Consider the following 10576-nt stretch of genomic DNA (forward strand, 5'->3'; position numbering starts at 1 on the left):
GTTAAAATAAACGGTTAAAGCAGAATAATTTTCCACATACTAATTGCCAAAGTTAAACTCGCGAAATGTTGCCAAATTATTTTTTTCAAAGGTTGACGAGCAATTTTTTGGGTTAGTAAAAATGTTAGTAATGTAGAAATAATTAGAGTAGAGCCCTGTAAAAAGGAAATTACAGCCGGATGAGCAATGATTACCGGTAATTGTGTCCCATCTAAACCAAAAGTTGCCAAAGTAACCGGTAATATTCTTCCACCTTCTGTTAAACCTAAATGTAAATAATGGGCTAGGTTTCCTCCTAAAACTAATGGAAGATAACCATAGGCAAGTTTAATAAATGGTCGAGCTTTGGTACGATTTTGAGTGCAGTAAAGTTTGATGAAACTATTTGCTAGTAAAGAAATAGCTATGGGAATAACTAAAGCTAATAGTGATAAACCTAGATGCGCCCAAAAGTTATTTAAATTGATTTCTAAACCCAAATAAAACTGTAATTCTGGTAAGTGATGAAGATAAACCCCACCAAATAACAAAAATAGCAATGCAACTTCGTAGCTATGGGGGACATGGGTTGTCCAAAGTTCAATACCAGGGGGACGTAAATTAAACTCTACAGAGCGGTGAGGACAGGCTTTAAGACAGGTCATACACAGCACGCAGTTTCGATTATCTTCTAGCTGGGCTGGATGGGAGTATACGGGACATCCATCAGTTTCCATCCCTTCTCCTTTTTCCGGTCCACCTTTATAGCACTGATAGGTAGTACATTCAGCCGAGCAAGTTCCCTGCTGTGCTCGCAGTTCTGTCATTGAGAGTTTGGCGAATAAGCCATTCATTCCCCCAATGGGACACAAATACCGACACCAAAACCGCCGTTCAAAAATTGTGGAGAAAATCATTGCTCCGGCGGTAATTAATAGCAGCAAACAAGCTGAAAGATAGGCTGTATTAGTTAAATCCCAAATTTCTTCCCACAAAAAAATTAGTGTGAACAATCCAAATAAAAACCATCCACCCCATTTTTCTGCTTTTTGTCTAGGCCAAGATTTTAACTTTCTCGGGAATAACCATAAAGATATTTTTTGGGTAATCTCCCCATAAATCATAAACGGACAAACCGAACACCAAATCCGACCAACAAAGGGAAATATTATCAGGGAAATAGTCCACCACCAAGCCCAAAACAGATTGAGAGCAAAATTTCGATCTCTGGTTTGTGGACCTAGAAACAGTACTAAGACCACAATGGCAAATATAGGGACTACAAAACCATAATTAATTCTGTCCGTCCACCAAGCACCACGCAAAAATCTTCTCAGCTTGGGGTAGGCGTTTAATAAATTGACCCGAAATCGTTTTTTCTTAGTATCGACTGACCAGAAAGTTTCTTCCGTTAATTCCGGTGTTTCTCCACCTTGAACTATAGCCCTTTCAACTAAATCTTGTAATTCTTTTAAGTTCCCAGGGAAATCATAGGATTGCAAACGTCGTAAGGCTTCCGGGGTGACTTTCGGGCGAGGAATACTTTTATCGCGGGAATAAAGGCTGATGTAATACTCTACCTGTGCTTCGATGTCCGTTTTCCGGACTCTTAATGGGGGAACATTGATGGTTAGATCGACACATTTTTGCAAATCCGCTTGTCTTTTTTCCCCAATAATCAGAATGCGAGCCTTACTAGTGCGGGGTTCAACTACATCTGTCTCCGAACGGCTAATAAGTTTATATTCACCCGTTCGCAGCCAATTGTTTACAACTGGGAAAAGTTGAGATGGTAATTCTTGAATATTGTTAAGAACCAAAGTTCCTTCACCAAGCCATTCTATTAGTCCCGGTTTACCCCCGACTCGACCAAATAAATCCGCACCACTGGCTTGGAGAATCGCACAGTTAACTTGAATTATAGGAGTACGGCGATACTTAGAACTAAAGTGAATTAAAGCAGCAATATTATCTTTTTCTAAGCCAGGTTCCCCAAAAATCAATACAGAAGAACGTTCATTTGCAACTTTTTTAATTTCCTCTTGCAGTCGTTTTGCGTAGCGACTCGAACCTATAATTCCTCGCTGGGCTTTGGTAACTAAGTAAGGACGCAAAGCGATTGTGCGCTCTTGTTCGTAGCTTAAAGCTGAAGCTAACTGGGCTAATTCAGTTGCTAGTAAACGGGAAATAGCTTGAGAGGTTTCCGGAAATTGGTTAATTATTTGCCGAAATTTGGCAGCAGGGACAACCCAAAATTGACATTCACTTAAGGTTTTAACTGCGCATGAAGTAACTTCATTTAAAAGTAATTCTTGAAGATTAATTGCACTCCCAGGAAGTAAACCGCGCAGCTTTCCAGGATTATTTGACTCGCTGCAATTAGTTTCTAACCTACCTTCCAAGAGAATATACAGCCCTTGAGGTACTTCACCTTCACTCACAACAACTTCATTGGCTTGGTAAGCCTGTGATTCCATTGCTTGAGCGATCGCACTCAGAGAATCTTCTTTAAGAATTCCTAAAGCCGTGCGTTCTTTTAGCCAGATAACTGAATCTGGAAAATTCATTATATGTACTCAACACTGGCTGACCTGATACATGTAAGTAATTATCACTAAATACTGACACGAACCACAAGTTAAAACTTATCTTGCTAAAGATAGATTTTTGGGAATTGGAAATTGGAAATTGGTAATGGGTAATGGGTAATGGGTAATGGGTAATGGGGTAAAGATTACCTATTATCCTTTAACCTAAGATTGTCACAAATATATATATTTACATTTATTAATCAATTACAAATCATATAGATTGTGAATGATTGAGTAAAAAAAATTTTTTGGCAAAATTGACCCGATCTATTCCTGATTACATAACTTTTGGACGATATACAGCTGAGTACTTCAGGTAACCAATTTTATAAAATGTCTAGCTGGATACTGGAATTTATCGCCAATAACGACTAAACTTTTACCTTCAATGAGTAGTAATCACTAATCAGTCATGAGTAATAACTAAATTTTCCCCTTGAGGGGTACAATAAATGCCGATTGTCTTCCAAATTTGAAAGCTTCATGATTTCGAGTAATGATTTTAGACCCGGTGTATCGATTGTTTTAGATGGGTCTGTATGGCGGGTGGTAGAATTCCTCCACGTCAAGCCAGGAAAAGGTTCTGCCTTTGTTCGCACAAAACTAAAAAATGTGCAAACTGGGAGTGTTGTTGAAAGAACATTCCGTGCTGGGGAAACTGTACCCCAAGCAACTTTAGAAAAAAGCACCATGCAACATACTTACAAGGATGGTGATGATTACGTTTTCATGGATATGGAAACCTATGAAGAAAATCGCTTGACTGATTCTCAAATTGGCACAGGAGTCAAGTACCTGAAAGAAGGTATGGAAGTGAACGTCGTCAGCTGGGACTCACAAGTATTAGAGGTAGAATTACCAAATGCGGTAGTTCTAGAAGTCACGCAAACTGACCCAGGAATTAAGGGCGATACTGCAACCGGTGGAACCAAACCAGCAACTCTAGAAACTGGAGCAACAGTGATGGTTCCCTTATTTATCTCTCAAGGAGAACATATTCGTATTGATACTCGTGATGATAAATACTTAGGCAGGCAATAACATAAATCTTAATTAAGATATGTGCTCTCAATTCTCCTGGAAGTCAGGATTTGTGACATCAGGAAAGGGTGCGATTTATCCGTACGCAAAACTGTTATACAGCGGTTTTGCCACCGATAAAAAGAGGTTGAAATTCCTTTATTGCAAGCAAACAATAGCAGAATTGTGCGAGTGAGATGCGCCCCACTGCGCTCAATGAGTAGCTATACAAGCCATACAGTTAAAAACTTCCAGGAGTAAAACTTCCAAGTGATCAAAACTCTCAGGGGTTAGTAAAAGGCGTACAAGCCTCTAGCAAGAAAAACATACCTGGTTTTGTTACCTGTCAACCAGAGTTTGTGGCGTCGGCAAAGTCTTTGATTTGACCTGTCTGATTAGCCGCACTGTATTTCATTGACTTGCAAGCCGCTATAATTCCCCACTGTAATTTCGCGCCCTTGGAATGCTCATATCTAACCAAGTTTATTTCCCTGTTTTGGAAATATTTTTCTTGAAATATAAACCTATCTAAAACTAAACAATTATTGAGGTATTAAAACCTGTGCCATTGGACTTTAATGAAATCCGCCAGTTGTTGGTAACTATTGCACAAACCGATATTGCAGAAGTAACCCTAAAAAGTAACGATTTTGAAATTGCTGTTCGTAAGGCTGTTAGTTTTAACGAGCGGGTGTTATCTGTAGAACAAACTTCCTCTGGTAGTGAGGTAAACTCAGGATTAACATCAGTCTCATCTAACACATCTAGCTTACAATCAACAGTAACTACAGATTCACTTAACGATCGCAGTCAAGATAATTATGCTACTAGTAGTACGCAAGCCAATACTAATTCTAGTGTCATCGATCAAAGATTAGTTGAGGTTACTTCTCCAATGGTCGGAACTTTCTATCGCGCTCCGGCTCCAGGGGAAGCTGCATTTGTAGAAATCGGCGATCGAGTCCGTAGCAATCAAACGGTGTGTATTATCGAAGCCATGAAATTAATGAATGAAATTGAAGCAGAAATATCGGGACAAGTCATGGAAATACTCGTCCAAAATGGAGAACCTGTCGAATATGGTCAACCTTTGATGCGAATTAATCCAGATTAGGTATTAATCTATATAACGGACATGTCATTGTAAAATTTGTTAGTTCTTGCGGGTCAATTCTGATGAAACAAGTATTGCCTGTGCCCTCTGAAGTCGTGCAACAAGTGGCTGAATACTTCAGCCTACTCAGCGAACCAATGCGTCTACGATTGTTGCATCTACTACGGGACGAAGAAAAAAACGTCCAAGAGCTAGTAGATGCAACACAAACTTCTCAGGCGAATGTATCAAAACACCTGAAAGTTATGTGGCAAGCGGGTATTCTGAGTCGACGTAGTGAAGGTACTTGTGCCTATTACAGTGTTGAAGACCAAATGATTTTTGATTTGTGTAATCGGGTTTGCGATCGCCTTGCAACAAGGTTAGAACAACAAGCCCGTAACTTTCGTGTATTAAACACTAAGTAGTAATCGAAATATGAATCGATTGCACTTACACATTCAAAGCCTCAAATATAACCATGGACTGTTGACAAATAATAGTTCTATCTTGAGCGAATAAATTTCACGTAAATAAACCTGAATCAAAGTTCAAAATTTTGATTAAAGCTCTCGCGAGTTAGTGGTTGGTTTAAAACTAAACCTTCACCACCTAAAACTTCGAGTGGCTTACCATTCACCTCGATGTACACCTTTGCCTTGGGATCTAAACTTGTGGCAGTGTATATTACCTGTCCTAAGCGACCAGTCATAGAGGTACTACCACCACCACTAGTAAATTCTTCAGATAAATTAATGCGTACTGCATCAGATTCCACCTTAATACCCAACAATTGTGTTCCCTGGGGTATGGTGGTCGATTCAGTGCCCTCTCTTGGACCTGCGAGTAACTGTTTAAAAGCTGTTTGTAATACCCGATCGGGTTGACGACTATTAGATTTAATCTGAATTCGTTGAGATTCAAGTTTTAAATTTGTACCGGCGTTCCTAAGCCAATATATGTCGACATTTCGAATTTCAGTCACAGAAGCAGGTGGATCGGTGATTTGATTTGTATTCGAAGTCAACCAAGCGACACCACCACCTACGGTCACGACAGCAGCGGAGACAGCTGCAATTACAGCCGAAGAGATACCTTTAGACTTTTGTTGTTCTTTCATTTCCAAATTATCCATCAGGGTTGATAAAGTCTTTATGTTGTGAGGAGAAATTGGGTAGATGAGAAGACAAGACTTATGAGCTAAGTTCTTCTAAAAATTTAGAAGAGGGCTCTATCTTTATAAATGCTGCAATTTCAATTGCTGCCGGTTTTATATTCAATTTTAGAATCCGCAATTGTATTCCTTCACTTTCCAAATTACCTAAATCTAATTGTTCATTTAAACTATTTACAATTTGATTTATTAATTTTTCCGGTGCTTTTTCTTGGTTTAATTCTACAGTCGGATTTACCAATTGAATCTGTTTACCTGCGATTACATTTAGTCCTGATTCCACCCGGATATTTAGAGGCTTACCGTTCCCTTCCTGTTTTAATTTTAGCTGGAAACGCAAGCGGTTTTCTAAAATTTTGATTTGAGGATTAGCTAAGTTATATACATCGGATGAAGAATTATTAGATGAAGATACTGAAATAAGATTAAACTTCTTCAAATGATTTAAAAAATCCGGTGATTCTAATAATTTATTGACATCTTGTTGAGTTAAAACTAAACGTACCCCCATCTGTAAAGGTTTTTTTAACGGAAGTCTTTTTTTTCCCCGAGCATGAATATCTAATTCAATTGGATCGGTTTCTAAATCTAACTGTGAAATATGGATGTTTTGTTTTTTTAAGAGCAAAGAACGTCCTGCAATTCTGACTTTTTCTACCCGACCTTGTAGTAATTGGTGTGTGGGAATGTTATCAACTCTGACTTGCAGTTCCTGTGCTGTTTGCAGTTGGGAAAGAATAGCTTTTTCTGCTGTTCGATCTACTAATAACCCCGCAGGAGTAATAAAACCTAACAAGCCGGATAGAAAAATCGTCAGTAATTCCATTGTTCAGTTATCAGTTAACAGTTATCAGTTATCAGTTTATGGCTAGCGCCAAGACCTTACAGACCACATTTGACTGTTAACTGTTATTTAATTACTGTCTACTGTTCACTGTTCCCTGTTCCCTGTTAACTGATTTAATCTGCTCCCCTAATTTAGATACAACTTCATTAATGGGAATTTCGTGCGTTTTACGGGTTTTACGTTCAACTAGCTCTACTTTCCCGTTCTCGATAGCTCTACCTGTAACAATGCGATAGGGAATACCAATTAAGTCGGCATCTTTAAATTTTACTCCTCCGCGTTCATTGCGATCGTCAAGCAAGGTGTCAATTCCAGCTTGGTTGAGTTGCGCGTAAAGTTTTTCGCCGACTTCTACCTGTTGGGCGTTTTTGATATTAGGAATTGTCACGATGACTTGGTAGGGAGCAATTTCTACCGGCCAAATAATTCCATTATCATCATAGGATTGCTCTACTGCTGCTTGGGCTAAACGGGAAACCCCAACGCCATAACATCCCATAAATAAGGGTTTATCTTTACCTTGCTCGCTGGTGTAGGTTGCACCCATTGCTTGGGAGTATTTTGTTCCTAATTGGAAAATATGACCGGCTTCGATTCCCCGAGCTGACTGGAGTGTTTCTGTGGGGTCATGAATTGCGCGATCGCCAATTTTTGCTGTGCGTACATCAACAATAATTTCTGGTAATTGGAATTGGTCGCCCCAATTAGCACCAACTACGTGATTATTTGCTTCATTTGCACCGGTGACAAAATTCTTTAAGTCTATAGTTGTTTTATCTACAAAGTGTAAAAACTTTCCTACTATCTTTTCATTAGAACCAGATTTAATATAATCATCACTAATATCGGGTGCAATATAACCTAAAGGTAAGGGTTTCGCTGTCCACTTTGATTGAGCTTCGCTACTAGGTACATCTAAAGCAATAATGCTGTTTGCACCGTAGTTGGGAGCTAATCTTGTTAATTCATTTTGTAATTTAACATCGTTAACTTCTTGGTCGCCCCGAATACTGACGATTACCAGCACAGTGGTACCGTTGTCATAAACTGTTTGGTAAAGAACATTTTTAACTACGTTGGTTGGGGAACATTTGAGGAATTTACACAGCTTGTCAATTGTTTCTGTCCCTGGTGTTTCTCTTTTTTCGTAGCTACTAAAGGGAGAAGTTTCAGCATCGGGAGGTAAAGAAACAGCTTTTTCCACATTCGCGGCATATTTACCATCTTCAGTGTAAAGGACTTCATCTTCCCCTGCTTCTGCCAAAACCATAAATTCTGTGGAACCAGAACCACCAATCGCACCGGAATCAGCTTCTACTGCTCGAAAGGTCAAACCACAGCGTCGCAACATATTGCTGTAGGCTTGATACATATCTTGATAGGTTTCTTTCAGACTTTCTTCATCAGCATGGAAAGAATAACCATCTTTCATAATGAATTCCCGACCGCGCATTAAACCAAAGCGGGGACGAATTTCATCGCGGAATTTTGTTTGTATTTGATACAAATGTACAGGTAATTGACGGTAGGAACGAATCATATCCCGCGCTACCGTTGTAATTACTTCTTCATGGGTGGGACCGAGGGCTAAGTTTTGCTCCCGTCGGTCGGTAAGGGAAAACATAATTCCCTCAGCCTTAGTATATGTATCCCAACGTCCGGATTCCTTCCACAGTTCTGCCGGTTGGAGTTGGGGTAACAGACATTCTTGTGCGCCGGTAGCATTCATTTCTTCACGCACAATTTGGGAGATTTTTTGCAGAACTCGCCACATTAGGGGAAGATACGCGTATACACCGCTACCAATGCGGCGAATATAGCCAGCACGCAAAAGTAGTTTGTGACTGGGTATTTCGGCATCTGCCGGGTCGTCCCTGAGGGTAACGAATAACATTTGTGACAGTTTCATTTTCTCGTTCCTTTAATTAAAATTAGATAATTTTTAGATAATGTTTAGCTTATCTAAAAGTCAAAATCGTCCGTTTGCAGTTGCACTATTTACAAGTTCGCTGCTTAGAATTTGCTGCTTAGAATTTGACTATTTGCAGTTCCACTTTTTACAGTTCCACTTTTTATAACTTTAGGAGAAAACTATTTTGCCCCATCGGATTGAACGAGCACAGCCACCCCTAGAGTTTATACCCCCAGCACTTAACCCTCTATTTCTCAGGTTTACTCAGTTTGCACTACCAATTTGGCTCGATACTTTAATAGCAATAAGCCCGTTGGGCATGGCCGAAGGCATCGCCAAAGTTGAAGCTGACAATGTTGAGATTTTAATCGATTTGATTCGCCAATTTCAGGAAAAAAAAATTCGCCTGATGGTGGCGTTTCGTCATCCCCAAGTGGAAGATCCACTTTGTCTTGGTTACTTGCTTTCGAAGCTTGTACCTCAAACTGCACGAGAACGAGGAATAGTTCTCCAACATCCAATTCACGCTCATTTTATCTATGACCGGGGAATTCCTTTATGGGCTGGTTCCCATATTGGTTGGGTTTTATCTCGTTTGGGTGGAACCCCAATACAACGGGGTAAAGCTGATTGGACGGGTTTGCGATCGGCAAGAAATTTATTTGCAAATGGAAATTTTCCCATAGCTGCTGCTCCGGAAGGTGCAACAAATGGACTTTCCGAAATTCTCAATCCATTGGAACCCGGTATTGCTCAATTAAGCTTTTGGTGTGCGGAAGATTTGCACAAAGCCCAGCGCAACGAACAAGTTTTAATTCTACCAATAGGTATCCAATACAGTTATGTTGATTCTCCCTGGGAGAAAATAGAACAAATTTTAACCGAGTTAGAAATTAGTACCGGTTTAACTCCAAGCCAAAGCGGTTATGATATTCGTTTACCACAGGAATCTCTCTATCCTCGCTTAATTTCTTTGGCAAAACATTTACTGTCTTTAATGGAAGAATTTTATCAACGGTTTTATGGTCAAAATATACCGACTGCGAAAATTCCAGAAACAGACACAAGTGATGATAACGAAGCGATCGCTGCACGCTTGCAAGCTTTATTAGATACTGCATTACAAGTTGCAGAAAAATATTTTGATTTACGCCCTAAAGGTAACTTTACTGACCGCTGTCGTCGGGTGGAGCAAGCTGGTTGGAACTATATTTTTCGGGAAGAATTTAAGGATATAAAGGCTTTGTCAGCAGTCGAAAGGGGTTTAGCTGACAAAATCGCAGAAGAAGCGAATCTGCGCATGTGGCACATGAGGTTAGTAGAAAGCTTTGTGGCGGTTACGGGTAAATATGTGCGGGAAAAACCCAGCGCCGAAAGATTTGCTGAGACAACTTTACTTTTATGGGATATGGTTACTCGGATCGAGGGTGGTAATTCCTTCAAGCGTCCCCAATTGGGTAAACAAAAAGCAAAAATTACTATAGGAAAACCGATATCTGTTTCTGAAAGATTTGCTGCTTATAAGTCGTCGCGCAGAGGTGCGAGGGAAGCTGTTGCTCAGTTGACTTTAGATTTGCAACAGGCGATGGAAGATTTGATTTTTTGAAGGTTGGTGATTGATTTGATTCTAATTTATATAAAAGTTTGTTATTTTTGGGGAAAAACCTTAGATAAATCCAAAATTAGGTCTGGAAAGCAAGGTAAATTAACAGTTTCATTTGGTAAAAAAATTATCTTTTTACGATAACCAAATTTGCCTTGAGAATTTTGTAATGGTTCTCTGTAATGCTCTAAGCAATTATCATTTAAATTAAATATCCAATAATCGAGAATACCTGCTTCAGCATAAAGCGGTAACTTCACTTCTTGGTCATACTTTAAAGAGGAATCAGCAATTTCAATCAAAAGTAATATATCTTCAGGGCAAGGATGAGAGCTAAGATAATCATCATCTCGATTT

Annotated in this window: 9 protein-coding genes; 4 read left to right on the forward strand and 5 right to left on the reverse strand. The window is 39.4% G+C overall.

The window, feature by feature from the left end; all coding sequences use genetic code 11:
- Nucleotides 1-14: 14 nt before the first annotated feature.
- Nucleotides 15-2546 (reverse strand): cyclic nucleotide-binding domain-containing protein, encoded by a 2532-nt coding sequence (locus QNJ50_RS19190; protein ID WP_300638176.1) that lies wholly within the window; start codon nucleotides 2544-2546, stop codon nucleotides 15-17.
- A 507-nt stretch (nucleotides 2547-3053) separates the two neighbouring features.
- Here QNJ50_RS19190 and efp point away from each other — a divergent pair.
- The 3 genes from efp (at nucleotide 3054) to QNJ50_RS19205 (ending at nucleotide 5111) form a co-directional block, all read left to right on the forward strand.
- A complete protein-coding gene (efp, locus tag QNJ50_RS19195; protein WP_300638178.1) occupies nucleotides 3054-3611 on the forward strand; it encodes an elongation factor P in 558 nt (185 codons plus the stop codon).
- Between the two features lie 541 nt (nucleotides 3612-4152).
- Nucleotides 4153-4704, forward strand: coding sequence for an acetyl-CoA carboxylase biotin carboxyl carrier protein (accB, locus tag QNJ50_RS19200; RefSeq protein WP_300638180.1), 552 nt, complete (start codon nucleotides 4153-4155; stop codon nucleotides 4702-4704).
- Nucleotides 4705-4766: 62 nt separating this feature from the next.
- Nucleotides 4767-5111 (forward strand): metalloregulator ArsR/SmtB family transcription factor, encoded by a 345-nt coding sequence (locus tag QNJ50_RS19205; RefSeq protein WP_300638182.1) that lies wholly within the window; start codon nucleotides 4767-4769, stop codon nucleotides 5109-5111.
- A gap of 116 nt (nucleotides 5112-5227) precedes the next feature.
- Here the strand turns inward: QNJ50_RS19205 and QNJ50_RS19210 are convergent, their stop codons facing one another.
- The 3 genes from QNJ50_RS19210 to proS all read right to left on the reverse strand — a co-directional run bounded on the left by QNJ50_RS19210 (nucleotide 5228) and on the right by proS (nucleotide 8613).
- Complete coding sequence (locus QNJ50_RS19210; RefSeq protein WP_300638184.1) at nucleotides 5228-5803, reverse strand: GerMN domain-containing protein; 576 nt, start codon at nucleotides 5801-5803, stop codon at nucleotides 5228-5230.
- Nucleotides 5804-5876: 73 nt separating this feature from the next.
- A complete protein-coding gene (locus tag QNJ50_RS19215) occupies nucleotides 5877-6683 on the reverse strand; it encodes a DUF2993 domain-containing protein (protein WP_300638186.1) in 807 nt (268 codons plus the stop codon).
- A 91-nt stretch (nucleotides 6684-6774) separates the two neighbouring features.
- Nucleotides 6775-8613 (reverse strand): proline--tRNA ligase, encoded by a 1839-nt coding sequence (gene proS, locus QNJ50_RS19220; RefSeq protein ID WP_300638188.1) that lies wholly within the window; start codon nucleotides 8611-8613, stop codon nucleotides 6775-6777.
- A 187-nt stretch (nucleotides 8614-8800) separates the two neighbouring features.
- Between proS and QNJ50_RS19225 the strand changes: the two genes are divergently transcribed.
- Nucleotides 8801-10222, forward strand: a complete 1422-nt coding sequence (locus QNJ50_RS19225) for a 1-acyl-sn-glycerol-3-phosphate acyltransferase (protein WP_300638190.1) — start codon at nucleotides 8801-8803, stop codon at nucleotides 10220-10222.
- Nucleotides 10223-10263: 41 nt separating this feature from the next.
- Here QNJ50_RS19225 and QNJ50_RS19230 read toward each other — a convergent pair.
- Nucleotides 10264-10576: Uma2 family endonuclease (locus tag QNJ50_RS19230; protein WP_300638192.1), on the reverse strand; the 313-nt coding region annotated here is incomplete at its 5' end.

Source organism: Mastigocoleus sp. MO_188.B34 (assembly GCF_030065675.1).
Taxonomy (GTDB): Bacteria; Cyanobacteriota; Cyanobacteriia; order Cyanobacteriales; family Nostocaceae; genus Mastigocoleus.

Coding starts and splice junctions, on each gene's coding strand:
- proS (WP_300638188.1), bottom strand. CDS start 8,613: ATGAAACTGTCACAAATGTTATTCGTTACCCTCAGGGACGACCCGGCA.
- QNJ50_RS19215 (WP_300638186.1), bottom strand. CDS start 6,683: ATGGAATTACTGACGATTTTTCTATCCGGCTTGTTAGGTTTTATTACT.
- efp (WP_300638178.1), top strand. CDS start 3,054: ATGATTTCGAGTAATGATTTTAGACCCGGTGTATCGATTGTTTTAGAT.
- QNJ50_RS19210 (WP_300638184.1), bottom strand. CDS start 5,803: ATGAAAGAACAACAAAAGTCTAAAGGTATCTCTTCGGCTGTAATTGCA.
- QNJ50_RS19205 (WP_300638182.1), top strand. CDS start 4,767: ATGAAACAAGTATTGCCTGTGCCCTCTGAAGTCGTGCAACAAGTGGCT.
- QNJ50_RS19190 (WP_300638176.1), bottom strand. CDS start 2,546: ATGAATTTTCCAGATTCAGTTATCTGGCTAAAAGAACGCACGGCTTTA.